The organism is Rhodoferax lithotrophicus (assembly GCF_019973615.1).
GTDB classification, from domain to species: domain Bacteria; phylum Pseudomonadota; class Gammaproteobacteria; order Burkholderiales; family Burkholderiaceae_C; genus Rhodoferax; species Rhodoferax lithotrophicus.
Genome location: NZ_AP024238.1, coordinates 4,583,827 through 4,610,394 on the forward strand (window position 1 = coordinate 4,583,827; position 26,568 = coordinate 4,610,394).

Annotated in this window: 28 protein-coding genes; 10 read left to right on the forward strand and 18 right to left on the reverse strand. The window is 58.0% G+C overall.

Going from position 1 to position 26,568, the window contains the following annotated elements; genetic code table 11:
• Positions 1-13: 13 nt before the first annotated feature.
• From LDN84_RS21135 to aliA, 10 genes are all read right to left on the reverse strand, one after another.
• The gene (locus LDN84_RS21135) at positions 14-2,059 is read right to left on the reverse strand and encodes a 3-hydroxyacyl-CoA dehydrogenase NAD-binding domain-containing protein (protein ID WP_223905650.1); all 2,046 of its coding nucleotides are present in this window, start codon (positions 2,057-2,059) and stop codon (positions 14-16) included.
• A 75-nt stretch (positions 2,060-2,134) separates the two neighbouring features.
• Positions 2,135-3,082 (reverse strand): electron transfer flavoprotein subunit alpha/FixB family protein, encoded by a 948-nt coding sequence (locus LDN84_RS21140; protein ID WP_223905652.1) that lies wholly within the window; start codon positions 3,080-3,082, stop codon positions 2,135-2,137.
• Positions 3,083-3,832: an electron transfer flavoprotein subunit beta/FixA family protein gene (locus LDN84_RS21145; RefSeq protein WP_223905654.1), complete on the reverse strand. Its 750-nt coding sequence runs from the start codon at positions 3,830-3,832 to the stop codon at positions 3,083-3,085.
• Positions 3,833-3,907: 75 nt separating this feature from the next.
• Positions 3,908-5,101, reverse strand: a complete 1,194-nt coding sequence (locus LDN84_RS21150; protein ID WP_223905656.1) for an ABC transporter substrate-binding protein — start codon at positions 5,099-5,101, stop codon at positions 3,908-3,910.
• A gap of 69 nt (positions 5,102-5,170) precedes the next feature.
• Positions 5,171-5,875, reverse strand: a complete 705-nt coding sequence (locus tag LDN84_RS21155) for an ABC transporter ATP-binding protein (RefSeq protein WP_223905658.1) — start codon at positions 5,873-5,875, stop codon at positions 5,171-5,173.
• Positions 5,872-6,603 (reverse strand): ABC transporter ATP-binding protein, encoded by a 732-nt coding sequence (locus tag LDN84_RS21160; RefSeq protein ID WP_223905660.1) that lies wholly within the window; start codon positions 6,601-6,603, stop codon positions 5,872-5,874. The genes LDN84_RS21155 and LDN84_RS21160 overlap by 4 nt, the downstream gene beginning before the upstream one ends.
• Positions 6,604-7,581 (reverse strand): branched-chain amino acid ABC transporter permease, encoded by a 978-nt coding sequence (locus LDN84_RS21165; RefSeq protein ID WP_223905662.1) that lies wholly within the window; start codon positions 7,579-7,581, stop codon positions 6,604-6,606.
• A gap of 12 nt (positions 7,582-7,593) precedes the next feature.
• Positions 7,594-8,445 (reverse strand): branched-chain amino acid ABC transporter permease, encoded by an 852-nt coding sequence (locus tag LDN84_RS21170; RefSeq protein WP_223905664.1) that lies wholly within the window; start codon positions 8,443-8,445, stop codon positions 7,594-7,596.
• 31 nt (positions 8,446-8,476) lie between these two features.
• Positions 8,477-9,307 carry an SDR family NAD(P)-dependent oxidoreductase gene (locus tag LDN84_RS21175; RefSeq protein ID WP_223905666.1) on the reverse strand — a complete coding sequence of 277 codons (831 nt, stop codon included), beginning with the start codon at positions 9,305-9,307 and terminating at the stop codon, positions 8,477-8,479.
• A gap of 159 nt (positions 9,308-9,466) precedes the next feature.
• Positions 9,467-11,095, reverse strand: coding sequence for a cyclohexanecarboxylate-CoA ligase (gene aliA, locus LDN84_RS21180; RefSeq protein WP_223905667.1), 1,629 nt, complete (start codon positions 11,093-11,095; stop codon positions 9,467-9,469).
• Positions 11,096-11,375: 280 nt separating this feature from the next.
• Between aliA and aliB the strand changes: the two genes are divergently transcribed.
• The gene (gene aliB / locus LDN84_RS21185; protein WP_223905668.1) at positions 11,376-12,524 is read left to right on the forward strand and encodes a cyclohexanecarboxyl-CoA dehydrogenase; all 1,149 of its coding nucleotides are present in this window, start codon (positions 11,376-11,378) and stop codon (positions 12,522-12,524) included.
• 8 nt (positions 12,525-12,532) lie between these two features.
• Here aliB and LDN84_RS21190 read toward each other — a convergent pair whose 3' ends face one another.
• A complete protein-coding gene (locus LDN84_RS21190; protein ID WP_223905670.1) occupies positions 12,533-13,003 on the reverse strand; it encodes a MarR family winged helix-turn-helix transcriptional regulator in 471 nt (156 codons plus the stop codon).
• Between the two features lie 98 nt (positions 13,004-13,101).
• On the opposite strand from LDN84_RS21190, the gene LDN84_RS21195 reads away from it, so the two are divergent.
• From LDN84_RS21195 to LDN84_RS21210, 4 genes are all read left to right on the forward strand, one after another.
• A complete protein-coding gene (locus LDN84_RS21195; RefSeq protein ID WP_223905672.1) occupies positions 13,102-13,869 on the forward strand; it encodes a glucose 1-dehydrogenase in 768 nt (255 codons plus the stop codon).
• Between the two features lie 109 nt (positions 13,870-13,978).
• Complete coding sequence (gene badI, locus LDN84_RS21200; protein ID WP_435405905.1) at positions 13,979-14,776, forward strand: 2-ketocyclohexanecarboxyl-CoA hydrolase; 798 nt, start codon at positions 13,979-13,981, stop codon at positions 14,774-14,776.
• A gap of 24 nt (positions 14,777-14,800) precedes the next feature.
• Entirely contained in the window at positions 14,801-15,955 is a 1,155-nt protein-coding gene (locus LDN84_RS21205; RefSeq protein ID WP_223905674.1) for an acyl-CoA dehydrogenase family protein, read from the forward strand.
• A gap of 1 nt (position 15,956) precedes the next feature.
• The gene (locus LDN84_RS21210) at positions 15,957-16,502 is read left to right on the forward strand and encodes a DUF2889 domain-containing protein (protein WP_223905676.1); all 546 of its coding nucleotides are present in this window, start codon (positions 15,957-15,959) and stop codon (positions 16,500-16,502) included.
• Between the two features lie 106 nt (positions 16,503-16,608).
• Here LDN84_RS21210 and LDN84_RS21215 read toward each other — a convergent pair whose 3' ends face one another.
• Positions 16,609-17,691 carry an extracellular catalytic domain type 1 short-chain-length polyhydroxyalkanoate depolymerase gene (locus LDN84_RS21215; RefSeq protein WP_223905678.1) on the reverse strand — a complete coding sequence of 361 codons (1,083 nt, stop codon included), beginning with the start codon at positions 17,689-17,691 and terminating at the stop codon, positions 16,609-16,611.
• 51 nt (positions 17,692-17,742) lie between these two features.
• Here LDN84_RS21215 and LDN84_RS21220 point away from each other — a divergent pair, with 51 nt between their 5' ends.
• Positions 17,743-17,919 (forward strand): hypothetical protein, encoded by a 177-nt coding sequence (locus LDN84_RS21220; RefSeq protein WP_223905680.1) that lies wholly within the window; start codon positions 17,743-17,745, stop codon positions 17,917-17,919.
• On the opposite strand, the gene LDN84_RS21225 is transcribed toward LDN84_RS21220, so the two are convergent.
• From LDN84_RS21225 to LDN84_RS21245, 5 genes are all read right to left on the reverse strand, one after another.
• Positions 17,889-18,719: a M90 family metallopeptidase gene (locus tag LDN84_RS21225; protein WP_223905682.1), complete on the reverse strand. Its 831-nt coding sequence runs from the start codon at positions 18,717-18,719 to the stop codon at positions 17,889-17,891. The two genes, LDN84_RS21220 and LDN84_RS21225, sit on opposite strands and share 31 nt — an antisense overlap.
• Before the next feature lie 133 nt (positions 18,720-18,852).
• The gene (locus LDN84_RS21230; RefSeq protein WP_223905684.1) at positions 18,853-19,017 is read right to left on the reverse strand and encodes a DUF1328 domain-containing protein; all 165 of its coding nucleotides are present in this window, start codon (positions 19,015-19,017) and stop codon (positions 18,853-18,855) included.
• Positions 19,018-19,076: 59 nt separating this feature from the next.
• A complete protein-coding gene (locus tag LDN84_RS21235) occupies positions 19,077-19,697 on the reverse strand; it encodes a hypothetical protein (RefSeq protein WP_223905686.1) in 621 nt (206 codons plus the stop codon).
• Between the two features lie 229 nt (positions 19,698-19,926).
• On the reverse strand, positions 19,927-23,505 hold the full coding sequence (locus LDN84_RS21240) for an EAL domain-containing protein (protein WP_223905688.1): 3,579 nt from the start codon (positions 23,503-23,505) through the stop codon (positions 19,927-19,929).
• A gap of 204 nt (positions 23,506-23,709) precedes the next feature.
• The gene (locus tag LDN84_RS21245; RefSeq protein WP_223905690.1) at positions 23,710-24,744 is read right to left on the reverse strand and encodes a zinc-binding dehydrogenase; all 1,035 of its coding nucleotides are present in this window, start codon (positions 24,742-24,744) and stop codon (positions 23,710-23,712) included.
• Positions 24,745-24,938: 194 nt separating this feature from the next.
• Here LDN84_RS21245 and LDN84_RS21250 point away from each other — a divergent pair, with 194 nt between their 5' ends.
• A complete protein-coding gene (locus tag LDN84_RS21250) occupies positions 24,939-25,358 on the forward strand; it encodes a hypothetical protein (protein WP_223905692.1) in 420 nt (139 codons plus the stop codon).
• 56 nt (positions 25,359-25,414) lie between these two features.
• The gene (locus tag LDN84_RS21255; protein ID WP_223905695.1) at positions 25,415-25,630 is read left to right on the forward strand and encodes a hypothetical protein; all 216 of its coding nucleotides are present in this window, start codon (positions 25,415-25,417) and stop codon (positions 25,628-25,630) included.
• Here the strand turns inward: LDN84_RS21255 and LDN84_RS21260 are convergent.
• On the reverse strand, positions 25,620-25,850 hold the full coding sequence (locus tag LDN84_RS21260) for a YlcI/YnfO family protein (protein WP_223905697.1): 231 nt from the start codon (positions 25,848-25,850) through the stop codon (positions 25,620-25,622). The two genes, LDN84_RS21255 and LDN84_RS21260, sit on opposite strands and share 11 nt — an antisense overlap.
• A gap of 137 nt (positions 25,851-25,987) precedes the next feature.
• Between LDN84_RS21260 and LDN84_RS21265 the strand changes: the two genes are divergently transcribed.
• A complete protein-coding gene (locus tag LDN84_RS21265) occupies positions 25,988-26,269 on the forward strand; it encodes a type II toxin-antitoxin system RelB/DinJ family antitoxin (protein ID WP_223905699.1) in 282 nt (93 codons plus the stop codon).
• Positions 26,247-26,561 (forward strand): type II toxin-antitoxin system YafQ family toxin, encoded by a 315-nt coding sequence (locus tag LDN84_RS21270; protein WP_494338046.1) that lies wholly within the window; start codon positions 26,247-26,249, stop codon positions 26,559-26,561. Before LDN84_RS21265 ends, LDN84_RS21270 begins: the two co-directional genes overlap by 23 nt.
• Positions 26,562-26,568 lie beyond the last annotated feature (7 nt).

A 26,568-nucleotide genomic window follows, 5' to 3' on the forward strand; every position in this document is an offset into this window, starting at 1 on the left:
TCAAAAGAAGTGTTCAGTCAAGCAGCACGGACAAATCGGCCACCTTGAAGCCGTGCCCCGACTGGGCGGCCATGGTGTGCAGGTCTTGTTCCAGTGCGGCGCGGTCTTGCTGGCGGGCCCAGAACACCGGGCCACCTTCCCAGCGCGGAAATCCATAGCCCTGGGCCAGCACCACGTCGATGTCACTGGCACGGCTGGCCACCCCTTCGGCCAGCAGCAGTGCCGCATCATTGACCATGGCCAGCAAGGCACGGCGCTGGATGTCGGTGGCCGTGAGGGTGTGCCGGGTGATGCCGCGTTGTGTGGAGGCCTGGGTAATGATGTCGCGCACCACGGCATCGGTGGTTTTGACCTGCCTGCCCGCGCTGTAGCTGTAATAACCCGCGCCGGTTTTGCGTCCCAGCCGACCCTGCTCACACAGTTGGTCGAGGATGGCCACGTAGCGCTCACGCGGGTCACGGCTGGCGGCCTGTGCCTTGCGCATGCGCCAGGCAATGTCCAGCCCGGACAAGTCGGCCACGGCAAACGGCCCCATGGCCAAACCAAAGGCTTGTAACGCGCTGTCCACCTCTTCGGGCCAGGCCCCGTCTTCCAGCATGAATTCACACTGCTTGCGGTAAGCGTTGTAGATGCGGTTGCCAATAAAACCAAACGCATTACCGGTCAGCACCGGCAGTTTTTTCAGAGTCTTGCCCAAGGCCATGCCGGTGGCCAACACGTCTGCCGCCGTATGGGTGCCACGCACCACCTCCAGCAGTTTCATGACATTGGCCGGGCTGAAAAAGTGCAGCCCCAGCACATCGGCCGGGCGCTGGGTCATGTGGGCAATGGCATCCACGTCCAGGTACGAGGTATTGGTGGCCAGCACCGCACCGGGGCGGGCGTGGGCATCGATTTTTTTGAACACCTCTTGTTTGACGGCCAGGTCTTCAAACACCGCCTCGATCACCAGATCCGCCTGGACCAGCTGCGTCCAGTCTGTGCTGGGGACCAGGCGGGCTTCTGCGGCAGCGGCCACAGTCGCCTTCATTTTTCCGGCCTGGACACGGCTTTGGTAATGCTCGGTCACACGCTGCTGGCCGCGCTGCAAGGCGGCATCGTCCTGCTCCAGCAAGATCACCCGTAAACCGGCATTCAGCGCACAAATGGCAATACCCGCGCCCATGGTGCCTGCGCCAATGATGGCCACGGTGTGGACAGCACGTGGCTCCGCCTGCCAGACCACGGGTAACTTGCCGGCTTCGCGTTCGGCAAAAAACTGGTACCGCAGTGCTTGAGACTGGCTGCTGGACTGCAACTGCAAAAACAGCTCACGTTCACGGCGCAAGCCCTCTGGCCAGTCACTGGCGGCGGCGCTCAAGGCTTCGAGCTGGGCGGTGTAGGCGCTTTGCAGGCGTTGGCGCGGGGTGAGCTTGTCTTGTTGTTCACTGACAAATTTCTGTACCAGCACCGGATCAAGAGAACGCTCACGCGCCTGGGGAAAAGGCGCACCCAGACGGGCCAGTTCAGCGGCTCGCTGCAGGGCCGCCGGTAACAGATCTTCCGCCACCACTTGGTCAAGCAAACCAGACTCGGCCAATTGTTTGCCGGTTTGTGGTGCGCCGCTTTGGATCATGGCCAGCGCGGTGCTGAGGCCTGCCAGGCGTGGCAAACGCTGTGTGCCGCCTGCGCCTGGGATCAGCCCCAGGTTGATTTCCGGCAGGCCTAATCTGGCCGTCTCCAGCGCCACACGGCCATGGCAGGCCAGGGCCAGCTCCAGCCCACCCCCCAGCGCCACCCCACTCAGGGCGGCTACCACCGGTTTTGGGCAGGCTTCGATGTGCGCCAACAACTGGCCAAGCATCGGCTCAGCCAATTGCAAGGGTGTTCCAAATTCGGTGACATCGGCCCCGGCAGAAAACGCTTTGGTATGGCCGATCAGCACCAGGCCTGTCACGGCAGGGTCCAATTCGGCTTGGCGCACGGCGGCGGCAATGTGTTGGCGCAAGGCCGCACTCAGGCTGTTCACGGGTGGGTTGTTCAGCGTGATGACGGCAATCGTGCCGTGGAGTTCATACATGGTGGGTATTCCAGAGAAGCCGCCTTTGACTGGCGGCCAGCATCAAAAAATCGGCTTGGGACGGGTGTTGGAAAGTTAAAGCGCGGCCACCAGTTCAGGCACAGCCACAAACAGATCAGCCTCCAGCCCATAGTCCGCCACGCTGAAGATCGGGGCTTCGGGGTCTTTGTTGATGGCCACGATGACCTTGCTGTCTTTCATACCGGCCAGGTGCTGAATCGCACCGCTGATGCCTGCGGCAATGTAGAGCTGGGGCGCGACGATCTTGCCGGTCTGGCCCACTTGCAGGTCATTGGCAGCGTAGCCTGCATCCACCGCCGCACGGCTGGCTCCAATGGCCGCACCGAGCATGTCGGCCAAGGGGGTCAACACTTCGGCAAACTTCTCTTGTGAGCCCATGGCCCGGCCACCGCTGACGATGATCTTGGCTTCGGTCAGTTCCGGGCGGTCATTCTTGGCAATTTCGCTGCCCAGGTAAGTGGTGCTTCCGGGCACAGCCACAGCAGCTACAGTTTCAATAGCTGCTTGCGCTTGTGCAGATTGCGCTGCAGCATCAAAACCTGTGCCGCGCACGGTGATCACTTTGATGGCATCGAGGCTTTGTACGGTGGCGATGGCGTTACCGGCGTAGATCGGGCGCTCAAAGGTGTCGGCGCTGATGACGCGTGCGATGTCAGAGATTTGTGCCACATTGAGTTTGGCCGCCACGCGTGGGGCGACGTTTTTACCAGCAGGGGTGGCCGCAAACAGCAGGTGGCTGTAGCCAGTGGCCAGGGCAACAATCTGGGCAGTCAGGTTTTCTGCCAGGCCGTGGGCCAGGGTGTCGGCTTCGATGTGCAGGACTTTGCTGACACCGGCAATCTGGGCCGCTGCGGCAGCAGCTGCTGCTGCGTTGTGGCCGGCTACCAGCACATGCACGTCACCGCCACATTGGCTGGCTGCGGTCACGGTGTTGAGGGTGGCAGCCTTGAGGCTGGCGTTGTCGTGTTCGGCCACAACAAGAATATTTGCGAGATGGGTCATTTAGATCACCTTGGCTTCAGTTTTCAGTTTGGCAACGAGGGTGGCGACATCAGGCACTTTGATGCCGGCACTGCGCTTGGGCGGCTCGGTGACTTTGAGGGTTTTGATGCGGGGGGCGACATCGACACCCAGGTCTTCCGGCTTGACCACTTCCAGCGGCTTTTTCTTGGCCTTCATGATGTTGGGCAGGGTGACGTAGCGGGGCTCGTTCAGGCGCAGGTCAGCGGTGATGACCGCGGGCAGGCTGAGGCTGAGTTTTTCGCTGCCACCGTCAACTTCGCGGGAGGCGATGAGTTTGCCGTCCACCACTTCGACCTTGCTGGCAAAGGTGGCCTGGGGCAGGTCAGCCAGAGCGGCGAGCATTTGGCCAGTCTGGTTGCAGTCGTCGTCAATGGCTTGTTTGCCCAGGATGATCAGGCCGAGTTGTTCCTTGTCCGCCAGTGCTTTGAGCAGCTTGGCCACCGCCAGGGGTTGCAGGTCTTCGTTACTTTCCACCAGGATGGCACGATCCGCACCAATGGCCATAGCGGTGCGCAGGGTTTCCTGGCATTGGGTGATGCCGCAGGAGACGGCGATGATCTCGGTGGCCACACCTTTTTCTTTCAGGCGCACGGCTTCTTCGATGGCGATTTCGTCAAACGGGTTCATGCTCATTTTGACGTTGGCGGTGTCTACACCCGTGTTGTCCGACTTGACGCGGATTTTCACGTTGTAGTCCACCACACGCTTAACTGCGACCAAAACCTTCATTTGAAATACTCCGTGAAATTCTCAATGTGATGCGCCCTCCCATGCGGGAGGACGCGAGTTCAACAACAACTTAAGTTACATCTTGCACAAGGGGGATGCGGGTGGGGTCAGGCTGGCATCAAAAGTCTGCTCCACCACCTGGCGCAAGCCGCCGTCCACCTTCTTGACCCGGCCCACGTAGTTGGGCAGCACCAGCTGGTTGTCGGCGGCACGCAAGGCTACCTTGCCGTAGATGGTGTCGAGGGTGACGTTGTTGCGCAAGGCCTTGACCACGTCTTCAGGCTTGACACTCTTGGCCAGCTTGACACCTTCAAACATGACCTGGATGCCGTTGTAGGCCTGGCCTTCCACGTCGGTCGGCAGGCGGTTGAACTTGGCCTTGAAGGATTTGACAAAGTCCTTGTTGCGCGGGTTGTCCAGATCGGGCGAGTAGCCCAGGTTACCCGGTACACCTTCGTAGGCCGCACCCACGGCGTTGATCATGAAGTTGGACAGCATGGCGTGAGTCAGCAGCGGGGTTTTGGGCACCAGGCCAAACTCCTGCGCCTGTTTCATGAAGGCAATCGCATCACGCCCCACCTCGGCCACCCAGATCGCGTCCACATTGGCGGCCTTGAGCTGGGCGATGTAAGGCGAAAAGTCCTTGGTGCCCATCGGCACATACAGGCTCAACGGTACTTTTTTGCCTTGGGATTCCACCGCCTTCTTGAACGATTCGGCCGAGTCACGGCCCCAGACATAGTCTGCACCCAGGGTGGCAAAAGTATTGCCCTTGAGGGTCTTGGCCCACTCCTTGATCATGGCGATGTCCATGGCATCAGAGTGGTTGGTGCGAATGCCACGTGCCTTGCAGCTGTCGGTGGTGATCTTGTCAGACTTGGAGGCCTGCACAAAATAGGCGGCATCCCAGCGGTCCAGGTTCTGGATGATGGCCAGCGAGATGGAGGAGGGCACTGCACCAATCAGCAGGTTGTAGCCGTCACGGGCCAGTTTTTCGGCGACACGGCGGCCCGCATCGGGTGTGCTCTCGTCGTCCGCTTCGGACAGCTCGACCTTGCGGCCATCGACACCACCCTTGGCATTGGCTTCTTCCACCGCAAACTTGATGGCATTGATGACTTCACCACCTTGTTCGGCAAACACGCCAGATTTGGAGGACACCAGGCCCACTTTGACCGGCTCCTTGCCCTGGGCCAGTGCGGCCAGCGGCAGGGTTGCAGTGAGGGTCAGGGCCACCAGGGCGCGTTGCAGGGGTTTCATTTTGAACATGTTGTTGTCTCCAGAAAAATTGAATAAACCGGATACGGTCCGGGTGCCGTTACCTTCGAAAAAATCAGGTCAAACCATCACATGGTTTTCAAGGTTGAGCAGGCTCTCGCGGGTGTTTTCCACTGCGCCTTGCGCCACCACCGCTCCTTTGGCCATGGCGCAATACCGGTGTGCCACACGCACCACCAGGCTCATGTTTTGCTCAATCAGCAGCAGGGCCGTGCCCTGGTCTGCCACCTTGTTGAAAATTTCGGCCAGTTGATCAACGATCACCGGGGCCAGACCTTCGGTGGGCTCATCAAGCAGAATCAGCGACGGGTTGGCCATCAGGGCACGCCCAACCGCCAGCATTTGCTGCTGCCCGCCCGAGAGCGCTGTGCCAGGGGTATGGGCACGCTCTTGCAAAATGGGGAACAGCTTGTAGATTTGAGGCACTGTCCACGGGCCTTTGCGGCCGGTTGCCGCACCCAGCAGCAGGTTTTCTTCGACCGAGAGGTTGGCCACAATACGCCGCCCTTGCGGCACTACCACCACGCCGTGTTGTGCCGCCATGTAGGTGCGTGGTTTTGGCAAGGCATAAGCGCCCAGGTGAATCTGCCCTCCACGTAATGTGGCCAAACCCAGAATGGTGTTGACCACCGTGGTTTTGCCCACCCCATTGCGCCCGATCAGGGCCACCCGCTCACCGGCGTTGACGGTCAGATCCAGGTCATACAGGATGTGGGCTGCGCCATAAAACGCGTTGACTTTGTCCAGTTTCAGCAAGGCGGTCATGCTGCGCTCCCCAGGTAGGCGGTTCGTACTCGTGGGTCGGCGCGCACCACCGCAGGCTCACCACTGGCGATCACGCGGCCCAGCTCAAACACGGTGACCACGTTGGAAATACCAAACACCACATCCATGTCGTGTTCCACCAGCAGCACCGACACATCCCAGCGCGAGGTCAGGGCTTGCAGGTGTTTGGCAAGATCATGCGATTCCTGCACCGACAGGCCTGCCATCGGTTCATCCAGCAGCAACACCGAAGGCCGTCCGACCAGCGCCAGGGCCAGATCCAGGCGGCGTTGTTCGCCATAGCCCAGGTCGGCCGCCACCGCATGCGACAGGTTCATCAAGTCCAGCTCTTGCAAAATGGCATCGGCATCAGCGCCCGGGTCAGCCACCCCCATCTTGTAGGAAGCCAGCTCAACCTGCTGGCGCACCAGCATCTGCTCAAAAATACTGGTGCGCTGAAAACTGCGTGACAAACCCCGTTGCCTGCGCTCGGTCGGCCCCAGGTGGGTGACATCGACACCTGCCAGTGATACTTTTCCACGGGTCAAACGCCTGCGCCCGGTGATGGCATCAATCACGGTGGACTTGCCTGCACCGTTGGGGCCAATCAGGCCGTGAATCTGCCCTTTTTGGAGCGACAGTGACACACCGTCCACCGCCTTGACCCCGCCGTAGTGGATGGCCACGTCGTGCGCCTCCAATACCAGTTTGTTTTCAGATGTGCTCATTCAATGCCCCAATGTTTTGCTCAGCGGCCCCGGTGCGCCTTGCCCGCGAAGCCATTTGGCCAAGGTTCCGGCAATGCCCGAAGGGGCAAACACAATGACGGTGATCAAGGCGATGCCAAAGATCGCCATCCAGTGGTTGGCATAACTGCCCAGAATGTCCTTGGCCAGAAAATAGACCACAGCACCCACTGCGGGTCCCCACAACACCTTGTGCCCGCCCACCACCACCATCATCAACGCCACACCAGAAAGGCTCCAGTGCAGGTTTTCCGGTGACACAAAGCCGGTGTTGAGTGCCGACAGCAACCCGGCCACAGCGGTCACTGCGGCAGACAGGGCATAGACCGTAGCGCGGGGCACCAAGGTGCGGATACCAATGAAGCGGGCCCGTTCTTCGTTGTCACGCACCGCCTCGGTGATGCTGCCAAAGCGGGTGCGCAGCAGCAATGTCAACAGCACCAGCACCAGCACCAGGGTGACCCAGCAGATCAGGAACATCGTGCCGGGCTTGAGCAGTTGCGACTGGGCGACACCAAACAAGCTGGCAGGCCACTCGATGCTCATGCCATCGGCCCCGCCGGTGAGACCGCGTGAACGTGAGGCGGTCAGAAAAAACATTTGCCCGATGGCCAGCGTCAGCATGCCAAAGGCTACACCGGGCACCCGCACAATCACCAGGCCCATGACAAACGCCATCAAGGTGGTGGCCAGCAGCGTGGCCAGAATCGCCAGCTCGGCGGGCATGGCTTTGGTTTGCAGCAAGATGCCAACCACATAGCCGGAAAAACCGAAGAACAGCGCATGACCAAAACTGACCATGCCGTTTTGCCGCAGCAGCACCCCTACGCCAATGGCAAATACCGCATAGATCACGGCCTGGGTCAGCAGCGCCAGCAGGTTGGTGCTGGCTGCCCATGTGACGGCCACACCCATGGCCAGGGCGATGAGGGTGGTGAGACTGAGTCGTTGAAAAGACATGTTGAGCCCCTTTTATGTACGGCTACCGGCAAACCCGGCGGGTTTCCAGATCAACACGGCGACCATCAGGCCAAAGGGCAACAGTGCAGCGGCATCGGGCAAATAGACTGCACCCAGCGCCTGGATCATGCCCAGCACCATGGCTGCAACAAAAGCACCGGCCAGCGAGCCCAAGCCCCCAATCACCACCACCACAAACGAATCAATAATCACGTCACTGCTCATGGAGGGTGAAAGCGACAAAAACGGTGCGGCCACCACCCCTGCCAGACCCGCCAAAGCCGTGCCCAGGCCAACCACTCCGGCGCTCAGCACATCGGTGTTCACACCCTGCATGGCGGTGGTGGTGGGGTCGGTGCTGGCGGCACGCACAAACAGGCCAATCTTGGAGTTGCGCAGCCACAGGGTCAGCCCCACGGCCACCAGTGCCCCCACCACAATCACTGCCACCCGGTAGGCTGGCACCGGGGTACCCAGCAAGTCCAAGGTGGTGTTCAGCGCTGCAGGGGCTGACATGGAAAAATTGCTTTTTCCCCAGACGGTGAGCACCACGTCTTCAATGACCAGCAGCAGCCCAAAGGTGACCAGCACCACACTCAAGGGGTCACGGTCTTGCAGCAGGCGAAAGCCATAACGGTCCAGCAACACCCCCAGCACCGCCATGATGGCCGGTGCGGCCACCAGGGCGACCCAGAAGTTGCTGTAGCCGGCAATCGAATACCCAATGTAAGCCCCCAGCATGTAAAGAGATCCATGGGCAAAATTCACCACCCGGCGCAGGCCGTAAATCAGCGCCAGGCCCGAGCACATGATGATCAGCAACGCGCCGTAAACCAGGCCGTTGAACAGGTTAATGGTCAGCATGAATGTGTTTCCTTGTGATTTTTTGAAGTGCTCATGCGCTCACCTCGGCCTCAAGCGGGCTCAATGCAGATGCCACACCGCCAAAAGCTGTCCAGCCGCCATCCACCGGCAACAGGGCTCCGGTGATGTAGCTGGCTTTGGGGGAGGCCAGGAAAGTAATCACCTCGGCAATTTCGGCGGGCTCGGCCATACGGCCCATGGGAGTGCGGTGCGCAATACCCTGGGCATCGATGGCCCCTTGGCGCTCCAGTTTGTTGATCAGCTCCGTGCGCACATAACCGGGTGCCACTGCATTCACACGAATACCGGCACGGGCCCATTCGCTGGCCATGGCGCGGGTCATGCCCAGAATGCCGGCCTTGGCTGCGCTGTAGGCGTTGCGTGTGGGTAGCCCGGTCAGGCTGGCAATCGAGCCCAGGTTGACGATGGCACCACGCCCCAACTTTCCCTGCGGGGTGGTTTGAAGCATGATTGGGGCAACCGCCTGGCTCATCAGGAAAGTGCCGCGCAGATGCACCGACAACACCCGGTCAAATGCCGCCACGTTTTGTGTCACCGTGGGGCCGGTCTGGTCACCGATGCCTGCGTTGTTCACCAGCACATCAATCCGGCCCCAGCTGTCCATGACTTGGGTGACGGCTGTTGCCACACTGGGTTCTGATGACACATCACACCCCAGCCCCAGGTGGGACGCGCCCAACTCGGTGGCCCGCGCCGAGACGGCATCGGCCTGCAGATCAAGCAAGGCCACCCGGTAGCCGTCAGCGGCCAGTTGCTGCGCGGTCGCCCAGCCAATGCCATGGGCTGCGCCGGTGACGATGGCCACCCGCTGGCTGGTTTTGTGCAATGGAGTCTCCTTCATGGGTTGGCCTGTGTGTTCTGGCGTGTCTCAGATGCCGTCAAATTTTGAAGACTGCCCCCTGAAATGCGGCGACGATTCCTGCGGCTTTCAGGACAAATCGTGCATGTCAGAGGGGGTGTTTTCCCTAGGCGAAAGTTCATGTTTTTGATCAAGGCTCGGTTAAGCGGTGGTGCCAAAGGCTTTGGCGTTGTCACGCAACTTGAACTTCTGGAGCTTGCCACTGGGTGTTTTCGGCAGGTCTTCCATCAGCTCCAGGCGCTCGGGGTGGTACTGGCGTGTGACCTGGTTTTCTGACAAGTAGCGCCCCATCTCCTCCATGGAAAAGCTGTGGCCGGGCTTCACTGTGACAAACGCACAAGCTCTTTCACCCAGGCGTGCATCGGGGTAACCGACGATGGCCACCATGGCCACGGCCGGGTGTTTGTAGAGCAGGTTTTCAATTTCGAGTACCGGAATGTTCTCGCCACCGCGGATGATGATGTCCTTGCTGCGGCCATTGATGCGCACATAACCTTCTGCGTCCAGAAAGGCCAGATCACCGGTGTCAAACCAGCCCTCGGCATCGGTGGCATTGAGGTGGGGTCGCTTGAGGTATCCGGCAAACATGGAGCTGCCACGGGCGTATAACTTGCCGGTTTCACCCACGGGCAAGCTGTCTCCATCCACACCCACCACTTTCAGTTCAATCCCGGCAACCGGTCGCCCGTCAGTGGTGCCGGATTTCTGGTTGGTGCGATGCGGCTCGGTGATGGTGACCGCACCACATTCGGTCATGCCCCAGGCCGAGCTGACTGCCAAACCCAGCACTTTTCGGGCGCGTTCAATCAGCACCGGCGGAATCGGCGCACCGGCACAACAGAAGTTGGCAAACTGGTCGGACACCGGCCCGCCTGCTTCAGCGGCCGCACACAGGTCAGCCACAAACGGGCTGGATGCCATGCTGAAGGTGATGTGTTCCTCACGAATCAATTCAAGGGCCTGGCGCGGCTCCCAGATGTCTTGCAGCACCGTGGTGGCGTTCAAAATCAGCGGAATCATGGCCAGGTAACCAAACCCGGTCAGATGGGCCATGGGTGAGGCCCCCAGAATCACATCTTTTTGCGTCAGACCATAGGTTTCGATGAAAGCATGCAAGTTGGCAAACAAGGTGTTGGAGCTGTGCATCACGCCTTTGGGTTCACCGGTGGTGCCTGAGGTGTACATCAGCAACACCACGTCATCCGCTGTCAGGCCTGTACCGGTGAAGGCCGGGGTGTCGTCACCCAGCAGCAGGGTCTCAAAACTGTTGTCTCCTTCGCCATTCAGCACCACCAGATGCTGCAGAAATGGCAAATCGCCACGCATGCCGTTGGCCATGGCTTCATAGTCAAAACCTTTGTAGCTCTTGGGCACGATGAACACCTTGGATTCACCAAAGTCGAGCATGAACTTGAGTTCGCGCTGGCGAAAAATCGGCATGATCGGATTGGCCACCGCACCAATCCGTGCACAAGCCAGTGCCAGCGCAATAAATTCCCACCAGTTGGGCAACTGCCAGCTCACCACGTCGCTGTGGCCCACCCCCAGCGACGTCAAGCCGCGTGTAATCCGGTCTACCTTCTGATCCAGCAAGCGGTAGGTCAAACGTACAGGCTCGGCCACATCACTGCGATGCGCCACTACCGCCACATGCTCCGGGCAATTTTGCAGGGCTTGTGCCATGAAGTGGTTGATGGTCTGGTGCCGCCAGAAACCAGCCTGGGTCATGGCTTGCTGGCGCGGTGAAATCAGGACGGGATCGAATTGCATAGCGGGTCTCCTTCTGGTCTTTGAATCCGGTCTGGAAGTGCTGGATTCTTTATGTCAAAAAACGGAATACCAGCAATGTATTGCTATAAATTAGTTTTTGCAAGACCTGATTGACAAAAATTTACTCAGAATGTTCTAGGTGTTTTCCCTATAAGAAATCATAAAAACACCCACTTCAACAAAGTCGTAATAATTTTCATGAAAATATTTACGTCATCATATTGACATTGTTTGTTATTCGTTCATAAACTTCCTGCATCTGAACAAAAGGAGACTTGCAATGGATTTCAGCGTCAGTGACGACCAACAGGCATTGATTGACAGTGCCCGCCGATTTGCCAAGCAAAAGCTGGCACCCGCCTACCGCGCTGGCGACAAAAGCGGACGTGTAGACCGCACCATGGTCAAGGCCATGGGGGACATGGGTTTCCTGGCCCCAGAGCTGCCCGAAATCTATGGCGGCATTGGCGTGGACTGTGTCACCAGTGGTTTGCTGCTGGAGCAAATCGCTTATGGCGACTTCAACATGTCTTACATCAACCTGCTGACCTCACTCTGTGGCCAGATCATTGCCACCCATGCGCAGGAATACCTGAAAGAGCGCTGGCTCAAACCCATCTTGGCAGGCGACAAACTGGTGGCGATTGCCCTGACCGAGCCCAGCGCCGGGTCAGACGCGGCGCGGCTGAAACTCAAGGCGGTTCGAGACGGTGATCACTTTGTGATCAACGGCGAGAAAACCTCCATTTCCCTGGCGGACCAATCTGATGTGGCGGTGGTGTTTGCCCGCACCGGTACCGACAAGGACGGGGCCAAAGGCATCAGCGCCTTTCTGGTGCCGATGGACTTGCCCGGCCTGACCCGCACCGCGTTTGATGACGTGGGTACCCGCGCTGTGGGCCGGGGCTCAATCTTTTTTGACAACGTGCGTGTTCCGGCGGACCACATGCTGGGTGACGAGGGCAAAGGCTTTATTCAGGTGATGCAAGGCTTTGACTACAGCCGCGCATTGATTGGACTGCAATGCCTGGGCGTAGCCCGCGCGTCGCTGGACGAAGCATGGGAATACGCCAAGGGCCGCGAAACCTTTGGCCAGCCCATCATCGAACGCCAGGGTGTGAGTTTTCCACTGGCCGAGAGTGAAACCTACCTGGAGTCCTTACGCTGGCACTGCCTGCGCACCTTGTGGCTCAAGGACAACGGCAAACCCCACACGGCTGAGGCGGCCATGTGCAAATGGTGGGGCCCCAAACTGGCCTGCGAAATCATTCACCAGTGTTTGCTGACCCATGGCCACGGTGGCTATGCCAGCGACTACGCTTTTGCGCAACGTTACCGCGATGTGCTGGGCCTGCAAATTGGTGATGGCACCGCCAACATCATGAAGATGATCATTGCCCGCGAAAAGTCGGGCATGCGGCTGACGTGAAGCCTAGCTCAGAGCTTGGACATGTTGTTTTGCAGCTTGGTGAAGTAATGGATAAACGCCAGCCGGTCGTCAAACGACAGGTCTTTCAGGGCCGCGTCGTAGAAGTTGTGAATCGGGTCTTGCAGCTTGATCCACAAGGCTTCACCCTGGGCGCTGAGCTTGACCTTGCGCGAGCGCCGGTCGTCCGCGCTGGTGGCCCGCTCCAGCAGGCCATCACGTTCCAGGCGCGACAGCAGGCCGGTCAGGTTTTGACGGCTCACCAGCAAAAAGCGCGACAGGTCACCAATCGACATGCCGTCGGTGACCTGTGGCCGGGACAAGGCCCCCAGCACCGACCACTGTTGCGTGGTCACACCAAATTCCTCAATCGCCTGGGTGCCTTTGGTGTGCAGGGTGTTGGCCACCTGAAACAGACGAAAGAACAGCCGGTTGTTGATCTCGTTGATCGCTTGGTTTTTGTCGGTTTTCAGGTCGGGCATGGCGCAGATCAAATGTGATAGTCGGTTGAAACTGCATGGATCGTAAACGATGAATGCGTGATAACGGTAATTTTGAATTTTTAACAGGAGTAAAAGTAATGCGTGGATTAAAAGACAAAGTGGTTCTGGTCACCGGTGGTGCCGGTGGCATTGGCGCGGCAACCTGCAAACGCTTCGGCGAAGAAGGTGCTGCCGTGGCCGTGGTGGACATCAACCTGGGCGCTGCCCAGGCCGTGGCAGCGGAGATTGTGGCCGCGGGTGGCAAGGCCCAGGCTTTTGCCGTAGACCTGACCAACCAGGAGCAGGTGATTGCCGGAGTGGCTGCCGTGGAGGCCGCGCTTGGCCCCATCGGCGTGCTGGTCAACAACGCCGGTTGGGATCGCGCCGGCAACTTCCTCAAGACCGACAAGGCCCTGTGGGAACAAATTGTGGCCATCAACCTGTATGGCTCGCTCTACATGCACCATGCGGTGGTCAAAGGCATGTCAGAGCGTGGTGCTGGCCGGGTGGTGAACGTGGCCTCAGACGCAGCCCGTGTGGGCTCAACCGGTGAGGCGGTTTATGCGCTGTGCAAGGGCGGCATGATTGCCTTCAGCAAAACCCTGGCCCGCGAATTGGCGCGCAAGCAGATCAACGTCAACGTGGTCTGCCCCGGCCCGACCGACACCGCCTTGTTTGCCGACTTTGCCGGTGAAGGCGAAAACGCCGACAAGCTGCGCCAGGGTCTGGCCCGCGCCATTCCATTTGGCCGCCTGGGTCAGCCGGCCGACTTGCCAGGCGCCATTGCCTTTCTGGCCAGCGACGACGCGGCCTTCATCACCGGCCAGGTCATCAGTGTCTCTGGTGGTTTGACCATGGTTGGTTAATCATTAAAAATGATAGCTGCTTGCGCTTATAAAACAGGCTCTACAGCCTTATTTGATCTATAAAACTTGTTCTCCGACTGTATTTCGTTTCATCACTCAAGGAACTCTCATGGAAATGACAACCCCGGTCTATACCGACATCCTTTACACCAAGGCCGATGGTATTGCCACCATCACCATCAACCGCCCCAAGCAATACAACGCCTTCACCGCCAACACCTGTGAGGAACTGATCCACGCCTTCAAGGATGCTGACTATGACCGCAGCATTGGTGTGGTGGTGCTCACCGGTGCGGGCGAAAAAGCCTTTTGCACCGGCGGCGACCAGGGCACACAAGACGGCGGCTACGGTGGCCGTGGGGTGATCGGCCTGCCGATTGAAGAAGTGCAAAGCGCCATCCGCGACTGCAGCAAACCGGTGATTGCCCGTGTCAACGGTTTTGCCATCGGTGGCGGCAATGTGCTGGTGACGATTTGTGACCTGGCCATTGCGTCAGAGAACGCCCAGCTCGGCCAGGCTGGCCCACGCGTTGGCTCGGTTGACCCAGGCTTTGGCACCGCCTTGCTGGCCCGTGTGGTGGGCGAGAAAAAGGCCCGCGAAATCTGGTACCTGTGCCGCCGCTACACCGCACAACAAGCGCTGGAGATGGGCCTTGTCAACTGCGTGGTGCCACAAGACCAGCTGGATGCCGAAGTGAAAAAGTGGTGTGACGAGATTGTGGAAAAGAGCCCGACCGCGATTGCCCTGGCCAAAAAGTCGTTCAACGTGGACACCGAAATGATCCGTGGCATGGGTGGCCTGGCGATGCACGCCCTGAAGCTGTATTACGAAAGCCCGGAGTCGGCTGAAGGTGGCAACGCCTTCCGCGAAAAGCGCAAACCCGAGTTCCGCAAACACGTCAAATAAGCCCCTAGCCACCGAAAGACCACCATGATCAGAGATACCGAAACCCTCACCCTCTTGCTCGACACCATCAGCCGCTTTGTGCGTGAGAAGCTGGTGCCGATGGAAGCCCATGTGGCTGAGACGGACCAGATTCCTGACGCGATTCAGCAAGACATGAAGGAACTGGGTCTCTTTGGTATGTCGATCCCGGAAATCTACGGTGGTATGGGCCTGACCATGGAGGAAGAAGTGATGGCGGGGTTTGAGGTGTCCAAAACCTCACCCGCCTTTCGCTCGCTGTTTGCCACCAACAATGGCATCGGTGCACAAGGCATTGTGATTGATGGCACCGAGGCACAAAAGCAGTATTACCTGCCCAAGATTGCCACCGGCGAAATCATTGGCTCGTTTGCCCTGACCGAACCCGACAGCGGCTCGGATGCCGCCAGCCTGCGTACCACGGCGGTGAAAGACGGCGACTTCTATGTGATCAACGGTACCAAGCGCTACATCACCAACGCGCCCGAAGCCGGCATCTTCACCGTGATGGCACGTACCGACAAGGAGCGTAAAGGTGCGGGTGGTATCTCGGCGTTTATTGTGGAAAAAGGCACGCCCGGCTTGTCTTTGGGAAATATCGACAAAAAGATGGGCCAAAAGGGTGCCCACACCTGCGACGTGATTTTTGAGAACGTGCGTATTCCTGCGGCCAATTTGATTGGCGGCGTGGAGGGCGTGGGCTTCAAGACCGCCATGAAGGTGCTGGACAAAGGCCGCCTGAACATTGCCGCCGCCAGCACCGGGGCGGCAGAACGCATCCTGAGTGACGCGCTGCGTTATGCCCGTGAACGCAAGCAATTTGGCAAACCCATCGGTGAGTTCCAATTGATCCAGGCCATGCTGGCCGACAGCCATGCCGACATTTATGCCGCGCGCTGTATGGTGATCGATGCCGCCCGCAAGCGCGACGAAGGCCGCGATGTGGGTACTGAGGCGGCGTGCGCCAAGATGTTTGCCAGTGAGATGTGTGGCCGTGTGGCCGACCGTGCCGTGCAGATTTTTGGCGGGGCTGGTTACCTGGCCGAATACGGCATCGAGCGCTTTTACCGTGATGTGCGCCTGTTCCGCATTTATGAAGGCACCACCCAGATCCAACAACTGGTGATTGCCCGCAACCTGCTGCGTGAAGGCGGGCAGTAAATTGCCACTGCCTGCACCTTCCTGCAGCAGAACCTCGCTGCACACCCGCACCACGGTGTTTCGGGGTTACCAGCGTGATGACCACCTGTGGGACATTGAAGGCGAATTACTCGACACCAAAGCCAAAGCGCTGCCGATTCCCGGTGAAGACACTCTTGCACCTGGCGCGCCCTTGCACGGCATGGCGATCCGGGTCACCATCAACGACCACTTTGTCATCCAGGCCATCGCGGTGTCGATGGATGCCACACCCCACCGCGAATGCCCGCAGGCGCTGGCCAGCATGCAGTCCATGGTGGGCTGCACCATGAGCCGGGGCTGGCGGCAAGCCATCGAGCGCAACCTGGGGGGCATCTGCGGCTGTACCCACCTGCGCGAACTGCTGTTCAACATGGCCACCGCCGCCTTCCAGACGCTGGCACACGAGTTGACCGAAGGTCCACCCCAACACCCACCACCCTACTTTGGTAAATGCAGCACCTGGGATTTCAACGGCCCGGTGGTGGCACGGCTGTACCCGCAGTTTGTGGGTTGGCCACCAAAGTGAGAAGCTATGAGCGTATGAGCGCGGCCTCGATGCCCTCGCTGAAGGGGTTGCCACACAGGTTCCACGCAACATTCTGGTCCAGTAGGGTTGCCTCGGGAATCCAGCGTCAATGGGTGCTATGGACGAATTGCTTTTGCATAAAAGACCAGGCCATGCGTGAAGCATCCGGGCCTTTGGGGTCGCTGTAGGGTAAGCCCGGCGCGCCGCCGCTCCAGGCATGGCCCAATCCATTGACCATACAAAGCGTTGCCACAAGTTGGCCCCGGTTGCGGTAATCCGTGAGCGTCACCGGGTAACGTTTGCCACGTTGCACGGTGCGTGGCTGACCCGCGTGTGCCCCCTCGCGATCAGCCCAAAGTTGCGCGGCCAGGGGGCCATTGTGGGGTGCCACGATAGAGTCGACACTTCCTTGAATGACCAACAGGGCGGGTAAATGCCAACCAGCAGGGAGTGGTGCGAGCGGCACCGCCACGCGATGTCCGCGCATCGCCCTCAGGGCGGTTGCCGAGGAGCTCGCCAGGCCTGGCGCGATGCCGGAATGCATGACCACGGCCTGAAAGCGCTCGGGTTGGCGAACGGCCAGCAAGCCCGCCAAACCAGCCCCGGCAGACAGCCCCACCAAGGCCATACGCTGCGGGTCCACCGGTTGTGTCAGACAGATATGGTCAACGGCGGAAGTGATCGAGTCAGCTTCTCGCTGGGCACGGCCTGCACGTGTGTCGTACCAGTTCCAGCAGTTTTGCAGATTGGAAAGTCTGTCCTGTTCGGGATAAAGCACCATGAAGCGTTCAACCTGCGCCAAGCGGTTCATTTTGGTGCTCGCTGCCAGTGCTTGTGCGTCCTGTGCACAGCCATGCAGCATCACCACCAAGGGTAGGCGCTCGCTCCGCCGCACGCCCGATGGTTTGTAAAGTCGGTAGCGCCGGACACCACTGACACCGGAGACCATGCCCGTGGTCCACTGCGGTTGAGCACCCCGCAAAAGCGCACCTTCAGATTTGGCAGCGGGCACTGAAACACTTTTCGTCGCAGTACGCTTGGTGGCATAGGTTGGAGTCACCGCAGGTTTGACCACTCCAGATTTGCGCGGCTTTTTTGCTGGTTGCATGGCCAGCTTCATGGCCTTGGCACCGGCACGAAGCGCCAACCGCGTCATGGCATTAAGTGAGCGCTGGAATGAACGGCTCAAAATGGCAGCTCACGGGCACCTTGCTGGCAAAGCAGACCCGTACGTGTGTTGATGAGTGAAAAAGTAGCCATAGGTCCTCCAGCAAGTCGTATTGTCAAGTATCTGGACTGGCCCACCTTGCATCTGTGGGATGCCGCACACACAGACCCCGACGGCGCACGCCAGGCCGGTATGGGTCTCCCCAAACACCCATCCCTTCAATGCCAACTCACCGGGTCTACCTTGTAATAGCCACAGAGCTCTTGGTACAACGCCGGGTAGTGCTCGACCATCTCCGTGGCCTGCTCAAAAAATACTTCCGTGGCCACTGCAAAAAATTCCGCAGGGCTGGTAGCCCCGTAGGGGTTGAACAACCCCTGCTCACCACGCTGCAGCTGGTTTTGCAAATCGGCATAGGCTTGGCTGAACACCTGTTTCCAGCGCTGGGCGTTGTACTGCGTGTCGCCCGCTGCGGGCGGTGGGGCACCTTGAGCCGCCCCATTTTCCTGGTCCAACTGGTGGGCAAACTCGTGCAGCACAACGTTACGGCCATCATCAGCCACCGCTGCGCCTTCCAGGCTGTCTTGCCACGACAGGATGACCTGCCCTTGCGTCCAGGATTCACCGGACAGCACCTGCCGCTGGTCTTGCTGCACACCGATGCCATCGGTGACCGTGCGCTGGGTGATGAACGCCCCCGGGTAGATCAGAATTTGCCGCACATGGGCGAAATGCTGCAGGGAACGGTTCAACACCAGCAAACAGGCTTGTGCCGCAATCACCACGCGCATTTCTTCGGTCACCTGCAAACCTGCACAACCAATAAAGGGCTTTTCTGCAATAAAGAGTTGAATGCGTTTTTTCAGCTGCAACTGCAAGTCCACCGGCATACGCCGCAACAAGGGCACGCGGCGCTGCAACACTTTGCGCCAACGCGCCGGAAACGGATGCATCAGAACCCGACGCTGGCGGTAGGCACGCCACCACGGTTGCCCCAGAAGAACCAGAATCAAACCCAATGCCAGGGCACACAGAAAATAAAAGGCCACGTGTATCCCTTCCAGTCCAGTTCATTCACAAGACAGGTAGCTGGGACTGTTTCCGTGCTTTTCAATACACCGCCACAGGGCGGACATCCGCCAAGCTTGTGCAACAGATCGGTGACGTTGCTGACCGTGGGACTTAACGCCCTTTCATCGACCCGAACAGGAAGCTGGCAATAGCCAGAATGATGAAGACGAAAAACAAAATCTTGGCAATGCCCACCGCGCCAGCGGCAATACCGCCAAACCCGAACAGGGCAGCAATCAGGGCGATGACAAAGAAAACAATGGCGTAGTGCAGCATGGTGGATCTCCGGGTGGGTTATGGGTTTTGGTAGACCGGCGTGAGCCGGTCACGTTGTTCTACAGCTTGCCGAATTGGGCTTTGGCTGCAGCCAGGCAGGCCTCTTTGGCGGTAGAGGCGAGTGCATCACACTTTTGCTCGGCGACCTTGAGTTCTGCTGCGCGCTTGTCGGCGGAGGCATCGGCACGAACCTCTTTTTTGTCGCTGCTGGCCTTGGCGTTGGCATCGGCCTTCTTTTCATTGGCCGTTGTGTTGGCCACCGATGTTTTCTTCTGTACGGTGGCATCCGCCTTGGCCGAGGTCAGGGCGGCTTTGGCTTCTTTCACGCAGACATCCTTGGGGTTGCCCGACAGGTCATCACACTTTTGCTTGGCCACATCGTAAGTGGCTTCACCCTTGGCAACGCTGAGCTTGTACTGGGTTTTGGATGTCGGCTTGTAGCTGTGCTCCAGTTCGGCCAAGGCCACGGCTTCCTTGCCTTTGGCTTCGGCAACGCAGATGTCCTTGGCATTACTTGCCAGTGACGCGCAGGCTTTTTTGTCAGTTTTGTACTCTGCCTTGATGCGGGTCTTGCTGGCGCTGAAATCGGTGGATGACATCGATTGCGCCATGGCGTTGGAGGCGAACAACAAACAGGCGGCTATTGCAGTACCACTGAGCAGATTGAGGGATTTCTTCATGGTCATTCCTTAGAGTTAAGACTTTCGCAAGCCACAAAGGCTTCGAAGTGCTGACAGTAAGGTTTGGCAAGCGAGAGGTCTGTTCGCTTGCCCACATAAAGGATGGGCCGCTGGTTCAATACCGCAGTAGTTTCCGGTTGGGCATTACAACAAGAGCGAATGAATTGCTATCATATGAATAGCTTTTTACGCTTTATTCTATTGCTCTAGAGGCTAAAAACATCATGAATTATTCAGGTACCGGGTTGGCGTGCCCTGGGGTCAGAAATTGCGCTTCGAAGAGGTCTGCCGGAACAGCCCGACTGAATAAATAGCCCTGCATTTCGTCGCAGTTCAACAAACGCAGCAGGCGTGCCTGCTCCTGCGTTTCAACACCTTCGGCCACCACCTTGAGCTTGAGGGCATGCGCCAGGTTGATGATGGTGGACACCAAGGCCAGGCCCTCCGGGGCAGCGGTCATGTCGACCACAAAGGAGCGGTCAATTTTCAACGTGTCCACAGGCAATTTGGACAGGTAGCTCAGCGAGGAGAAGCCGGTGCCGAAGTCGTCAATCGCAATGGTCAGACCCAGGGCACGGATGGCCTGCAGACTGCTGATGCTGTGTTTGACATCCTCCATGATCAGGCTTTCGGTGATCTCAAGCTCAAGCCCCGCAGCCGTGCGGACATCACTGTCGACAAGCTGGCGGACTTCCTCAAAAAAAGTGCGATGACGCAGCTGCAGCGCAGACACATTCACCGCAATACGCACCGGTGCCAAACCTGCCGTGTGCCAGCGCAGGTAATCGGTATTAGCCTGGCGCATGGCCCAGCGCCCGACTTCGTTGATCAAACCAATTTCCTCCAGAATCGGAATGAAATGGCCTGGTGGCACCAGACCGGCTTCTGGCCGGTTCCATCGGATCAAGGCTTCGGCACTGGTCATCTTGCCACTCACAAGATTCACTTTGGGCTGGTAATGGAGCACAAACTCACCACGGTGCAACGCCTGACGCAGCTGGTTTTCCATGGTCAGCTTGCCAGCCACCATCTCGTTCATGCTTTTGGTATAGAACAGATAACGCTCACCGCTTGACTTGGTTTTTTTGAGCGCCACCTCGGCGTTACGGAACAAGGTATCGGTGTCTGCGCCGTCATCGGGAAAGAGTGCCACACCAGCCTTGGCTGCGATACGAAAGATCGCATCATTCAGCCGGAAGGGATGCTCCAGAAAAGCCGTCATCATGTCTGCAAGCAGGCGTTCAACGTCATGCTCTGGCTTGACGACCGGCATCAGTACGGCAAAACGATCCGCACCCAATCGTGCCAACAGGTTGGCATCTCCGGCGTAGCGCGTCAGCCATTGCGCCACCTTCCTCAGCAGTTCGTCGCCAGCTGTCCGGCCGAGGCTGTCGTTGATATTCTTGAAACGTTCCAGGTCAATCAATACAACGGCAAGCTTGTGTTCACCACTGAAGGCGCTGCGTAAGGATTGGGCAACCCGCTCAAGAAACAGGCTTTGATTGGCCAGGCCGGTGAGGGCATCGTAGTAGGCGAGGTAGGTGAGTCGCTCCTGCTTTCCAAGGTGATCAATCGCAAACGCAATGTCCCCTGCCAGTTCAGTTAACAGCTTCAACTCGTCGCCGTGGAAAAAATCAATTTCGCTGGCATACAGCGCAAACACCCCCACCGCATCATCGGCAACCATGAGCGGGAAAACGGCCATGGAGTGAATGCCCGATGCGGTGTACTTGGCGCGAAATAGAACCTGCGGATCAAGCTGTGAATTGTTGGATACAACCACTTGTTTCCCCCTGACCGCCCGTGCACCCATGGTTTTGGCGGCGGTTTCATCCGATGACAGGATGTTGTTGATGGCACTCATCAGCTGATCATCCTTGCCTTGTGAAGCCATCGGAACCAGCTTCAAGGTCTTTTTGTCCACCATGGCGATCATGGCCATGCTGAAACCACCATCCACCGCAATACGGCAGGCTTGCTTGAACAAATCTTCGCAGTTGCCCGTGCGCACAATCAAGGTGTTGATGCCACTCAGCATGGCATAAACACGGTTGAGGTAGGTGATGCGTTCTTGGGCTTTCCGGCTTTCGGTCACATCGCGAATCGCCGCAATCACCAAGGTGCCTTCATCTGCTTCCATGGGACTCAAACTGACTTCCACAGGAAACTGGCTACCGTCCTTACGCACGCCAAACAGGTCAAGGCCAGCCCCCATACTTCGTGCGAGTGGTTGCTCAAAAAACCGGTTGTAGCTATCAGGATGCTGGCCGGGAAGGCCCTTGGGCACCAGGCTGTGAATTTTTTTGCCCAGAAGCTCGTCGCGGCACCAGCCAAACAGACGAACCGCTTGGGCGTTGACCAGCACCATGTCGGCATCACGGTTGACGATCAGCATGGCATCGGGCGCGGATTCGAGCAAGTCTTTAAATTTCTGTGCAGCCTTTTTACGCTCGGTGATGTCACGAAAGTACCAGACACGTCCATAGTGTGTCTGGTCTGCCCCGGTGACGGGTGCCGAGTAACGGTCGATGATTCTTCCGTCTTTGAGCAACACGTCTTCGCGGCTCTTGTCTGCAGGGTGGTCGTTCAAATAGTGGACACGGGCCATAAAGGCTTCTGGATCGTCGGTTTGCACCGTCACCGCCTGGAGTACCGGCGCATCCACTCTGGCGCTCACCAGTTGCGGATCAAGTCGCCAAAGATCCATGAATTGCTGGTTGTAGGAAATGATTTTCCCGTCCTCGCCCACCACCAGAATGGCATCCAGCGATGTTTCCTGCTGTGTCTTGAGGATGGTGTTCTTGAGTTTGATCTCTGCCTCAATGCCCCGGCGCAGCGATTCGCTGGCAAATTGATTCAGTGCGAAGCTGATGTCATCCGCCATCTCCATCAGAAGCTCACGCGTGGATTCACCAAAGGCATCGGTTTCACCTGCGTACAAGGTGAACGCGCCAAACACCCTGCCATTTTTGAAAAGGGGCAACGAGGCCGAGGCGGCCAGACCGGCGAGCGCGGCACGCTCATGCCAGGGCGCGGTCAGGGGGTCATGCAGAAAACTCTGGCACCAGACGGGTTGTTTTTTGCTCATGGCCAACCCGGTCGGCCCCTGCCCGAGTGGGCTGTTGACATCCACAGAGATCATCAAGTTGTTCAGATACCCGGTGTCATCCCCAAAGCTGGCCACCGGGTCCACCAGCAGCGTTTCTGAGTTGCCCAGCCCGACCCAGGCCATCTTCATACCGCCAAATTGCACCGCGATCCGACAGATGTGCTGGAGCAGTTCGGCCTCGGTCGTGCAGTGCACGATGGCCTTGTTGCACTGGCTCAAGGTGGCATAGAGCTGGGTGAAGCGCAGAATTTTCGCCCGATCCGCATGGCGTTCGCTGATGTTGCGGATATTGCATTGAATGACCTTGATGCCTTCGCAGTCGTAGGCATTGCTGACAAATTCAACCGGGATGATGGTGCCAGCTTTGGTTTTGAGCGGAAGGTCGTCGTAGCGGACATACCCCTTTTCTTGTAACGCAACAAACATCTCTTGGCTCTGCGCTTTGTCCGCGAACGGTCCGACTTCCCATAACTTTTTGCCCAGAAATTCACCGTGCGAGTAGCCGAGCATGTTGATCAGGTAGGGGTTGACATCTTCGATCTGTGCGGTGTCCGCATTCAACAGCAGAATCCCGTCTTGTGCCGCTTCAAACAAACGGCGGTAACGGCTTTCGGAAATCCGCAGGGCTTTTTGCGTGGCATCCGTCTGTGGCTCGCAAGTGCCCCCGGTTGCAAGCGGGTCAGGTACCAGAATTTCCATCGCGAAGTGACCCTATGTTGCAGGTGCCGCTTGTCCAGCATGGCACCGCAGGTTGGAATGGTCGGGAACCATGCCCCCGCATGTTCAGTGACCTTTGATGCCCAAGCTTAGTTTTATGCAGCCCATCCGTCTGTGCGGTTCATCACACGGATGCAGATGTTTTTGAATACGAACTTTGTTGGGCCGACGGCGACCCAGAGGCCCTTACACGACCAGGTTCAGTGCGATTTTTCCGAACTGCTGACCCGACTCCAGGCGGGTCAAAGCGTCATGGATTCGATCCAGCGAAAACTCGCTGTCGATCACCGGTGCGATCTGGTTCTTCTCCACAAACGACAACAGGGCCCGAAACTCAGAAAAATCACCATGGGTCGAGCCCAGAATCTGCAACTGGCGAATGAATATTCGGCGCAGGTCGGCAGGGGGTTGGTCGCCGGTTGTTGCACCACAGGTCACAAGCCGCCCCCCACGCACCAGGGATTTCATGGCCATCGACCAGACGGCCTCGCCCACGTTCTCAATCACCACATCCACACCACGGCCGCCGGTATACGACAGCACCGCTTTCGCCACATCCTGCGTCTGGCTGTTGATACCGTACTCAGCGCCCATGGCCAGCGCACGCTGCAGTTTTGAATCCTCCCGCGAGGTCACAATCACCTTGACCCCCATCGCCTTGGCGATCTGCATAGCCGCCAGTGATACGCCACCGCCAATGCCAAAAATCAGCACGGTTTCCCAGGGCTTGATCTGTGCCTTGGTGAACAACATGCGCCACGCCGTGAGGTAATTGACCCCCATGGCGGCAGCCTGGGCAAAGCTGAGCCCCTGCGGCATAGGGAACACATTCTGAGCCGGCACACTGATCCATTGCGCGAAAGTTCCGTCGCGATGTTCGCCCAGCAATTGCATCTTGGTGCACAGAACGCCCTCGCCGCGCTGGCAGAACTCACAGCGGCCACACGTGATGCCAGGGTGAACCACCACCGACTGCCCGACCTTCAACATGGCTTCAGAAGCGTCCACCTCCTCAATAACACCCGCCGCATCCAAGCCCATGATCTGGGGCAAGCGATGCGTGATACCCGCTCCGCTGTTGCGCATGTACAAGTCAACCTGATTGAGGGTCGCCGCCTCCACGCGGATAAGCACCTCCCCCGGCTGGCGCACAGCAGGCTCACACGTTCTGACTTCTACCACCTCGTTACCACCGTGGCCGGTGATGAATGCTGCTTTCATGGGTTCTCCTCGCAAATAATCGTTACAACATCAACAAGTGTCAACGAAATTGTGGCTTACACATTCCGGGCTCTTTGGCTGTTGTTCAGTTAAAGTCCTTGCCCTCAAGGTGAGGGTTGCCCATGTCGAGCACTTCGCGTCTCAAGGGGCATCGGTTCCCCAGTGGCTTGGTTTGAAAAAACGAGAAAAACAATATGCTGTTAACTGATATCGCCGTCGAGCACACGCTGGTGTCCAAAAAGAATGGGGTTCGTCAGACTTATCTGCTGCATCCGTTTACCAACACGCAGCGAGATACGCTGGGTAAATTCGAGATCATTCGTGACATCAGTGAGCCAGGGTTCAAAGAAGTTAAACGCTCAACCTTCGTGACGTTTCAACAATTGGCGGAGTTGTATGCCAAAGGCGTACTCGAAGAATTCTGGTTTTCAGTTCGCATGTGTCCGGGGCAGGGCACGTACCCCACTGCGAATCCTGTCAAAAAGCTACTGCCAACCAGCATCAGGCCAGGCTCACCGTTTGACCAGGCTGTTCAAAAGGTGGATGCCTCGAAACCTGCCAATCGCGATTTGAGAACAGCTTTGCTTCGCATGAACGTGAAACTTCAAGGGTAATGACGCTCATTGATGGCCTGCCCACCGTTTAAAACCAATCACTCATGGGAGTACCTGTGAATCCATCCGTTGCCCATGCCGAACTCATCGCCACTTTCAAGCGGGCGAAAGCAGATGCTGCTCACAAGTTCGGATTGATCAAAGTTGCTGCGCAAAAGGGCCCCAAGGCAATCCAGGCGGCCACCGAAACAGCTGCAAAGGCAGCCAAACGCAGGGACTCGTATGCAAAGAAGCTGGATGCCCTGGGGGTGAACCTGGCCATCAAAAGCTGATGCGTGGCGCATCGTCGGGCAGCATGGCAGAGCTGTCGTTGCACAGGGGGAAATCGGGAAACCGTCCTGCCAAAGCCAGGCAATCTTGCGGCCATTCATGGGCGGCGTATTTGCGGATGATGTCTGCCACCCACCGGCTTTTTGATAAGCCATGGGCCTTGGCAGCCTGATCGACCAGTGCCTGTGTGGCATCGTCAAGATCCAGCGTGATTTGTGACATGGCGAAAACCCCTTCCATTCAGTCGGACAAGTATATTTACAGGTATCTGTAGAACAGGCACTTCGTCAAGTTTCGGTAAACTTGCTTTGATCTCAAATGAGATACATAATTCACCCTACAACTCTGTAGGCATCACCATGACCGCACAAACTTCAATGCTCCACATTCGGGTGGAAGATGACATCAAAGAGCAAGCCACACAGGCATTGACTGCCATGGGCCTGTCGGTGTCGGATGCGGTGCGCTTGTTTCTGCGCCGCGTGGTGGTCGACCAGGCATTCCCCCTCGAACTCAAGGTACCCAACGCAGAAACCCGTGCCGCAATGGAAGAGTCACGCGCCATGATGGCAACACGTCGCGCCCGTTTTGCCTCTGCTGACGAACTGATTGCTGATCTTGAAAAAAATAGCAGCCAGTAAACGCGCGGTGCCGCCACGGGCCGCCGACTATGCAAAGGCATTTCTGAAAGATTGGCAGCGCTTGTCGCACTCAGGGCGGTTTGATATGGTGCGACTCAAGGAAGTGATGCTACTGCTCATTGCCAATGATGTGCCTCTTGGTCCGGAATGGCAGGATCACAACTTGAAAGGGGAGTGGGCAGATCACCGTGAGTGCCACATCGGTGGCGACTTTTTGCTGATCTATCAGCTTGAGGCCAACTGGATCAACTTTGTGCGCGCAGGTACACATTCCGAACTCTTTGGCAATTAGCTGAATT

Bases quoted from the DNA above. Each gene is read 5' to 3' on its own strand.
- LDN84_RS21135 (WP_223905650.1), bottom strand. From the start codon at position 2,059: ATGTATGAACTCCACGGCACGATTGCCGTCATCACGCTGAACAACCCA.
- LDN84_RS21140 (WP_223905652.1), bottom strand. From the start codon at position 3,082: ATGACCCATCTCGCAAATATTCTTGTTGTGGCCGAACACGACAACGCC.
- LDN84_RS21145 (WP_223905654.1), bottom strand. From the start codon at position 3,832: ATGAAGGTTTTGGTCGCAGTTAAGCGTGTGGTGGACTACAACGTGAAA.
- LDN84_RS21150 (WP_223905656.1), bottom strand. From the start codon at position 5,101: ATGTTCAAAATGAAACCCCTGCAACGCGCCCTGGTGGCCCTGACCCTC.
- LDN84_RS21155 (WP_223905658.1), bottom strand. From the start codon at position 5,875: ATGACCGCCTTGCTGAAACTGGACAAAGTCAACGCGTTTTATGGCGCA.
- LDN84_RS21160 (WP_223905660.1), bottom strand. From the start codon at position 6,603: ATGAGCACATCTGAAAACAAACTGGTATTGGAGGCGCACGACGTGGCC.
- LDN84_RS21165 (WP_223905662.1), bottom strand. From the start codon at position 7,581: ATGTCTTTTCAACGACTCAGTCTCACCACCCTCATCGCCCTGGCCATG.
- LDN84_RS21170 (WP_223905664.1), bottom strand. From the start codon at position 8,445: ATGCTGACCATTAACCTGTTCAACGGCCTGGTTTACGGCGCGTTGCTG.
- LDN84_RS21175 (WP_223905666.1), bottom strand. From the start codon at position 9,307: ATGAAGGAGACTCCATTGCACAAAACCAGCCAGCGGGTGGCCATCGTC.
- aliA (WP_223905667.1), bottom strand. From the start codon at position 11,095: ATGCAATTCGATCCCGTCCTGATTTCACCGCGCCAGCAAGCCATGACC.
- aliB (WP_223905668.1), top strand. From the start codon at position 11,376: ATGGATTTCAGCGTCAGTGACGACCAACAGGCATTGATTGACAGTGCC.
- LDN84_RS21190 (WP_223905670.1), bottom strand. From the start codon at position 13,003: ATGCCCGACCTGAAAACCGACAAAAACCAAGCGATCAACGAGATCAAC.
- LDN84_RS21195 (WP_223905672.1), top strand. From the start codon at position 13,102: ATGCGTGGATTAAAAGACAAAGTGGTTCTGGTCACCGGTGGTGCCGGT.
- badI (WP_435405905.1), top strand. From the start codon at position 13,979: ATGGAAATGACAACCCCGGTCTATACCGACATCCTTTACACCAAGGCC.
- LDN84_RS21205 (WP_223905674.1), top strand. From the start codon at position 14,801: ATGATCAGAGATACCGAAACCCTCACCCTCTTGCTCGACACCATCAGC.
- LDN84_RS21220 (WP_223905680.1), top strand. From the start codon at position 17,743: ATGAGTGAAAAAGTAGCCATAGGTCCTCCAGCAAGTCGTATTGTCAAG.
- LDN84_RS21230 (WP_223905684.1), bottom strand. From the start codon at position 19,017: ATGCTGCACTACGCCATTGTTTTCTTTGTCATCGCCCTGATTGCTGCC.
- LDN84_RS21235 (WP_223905686.1), bottom strand. From the start codon at position 19,697: ATGAAGAAATCCCTCAATCTGCTCAGTGGTACTGCAATAGCCGCCTGT.
- LDN84_RS21240 (WP_223905688.1), bottom strand. From the start codon at position 23,505: ATGGAAATTCTGGTACCTGACCCGCTTGCAACCGGGGGCACTTGCGAG.
- LDN84_RS21245 (WP_223905690.1), bottom strand. From the start codon at position 24,744: ATGAAAGCAGCATTCATCACCGGCCACGGTGGTAACGAGGTGGTAGAA.
- LDN84_RS21250 (WP_223905692.1), top strand. From the start codon at position 24,939: ATGCTGTTAACTGATATCGCCGTCGAGCACACGCTGGTGTCCAAAAAG.
- LDN84_RS21260 (WP_223905697.1), bottom strand. From the start codon at position 25,850: ATGTCACAAATCACGCTGGATCTTGACGATGCCACACAGGCACTGGTC.
- LDN84_RS21265 (WP_223905699.1), top strand. From the start codon at position 25,988: ATGACCGCACAAACTTCAATGCTCCACATTCGGGTGGAAGATGACATC.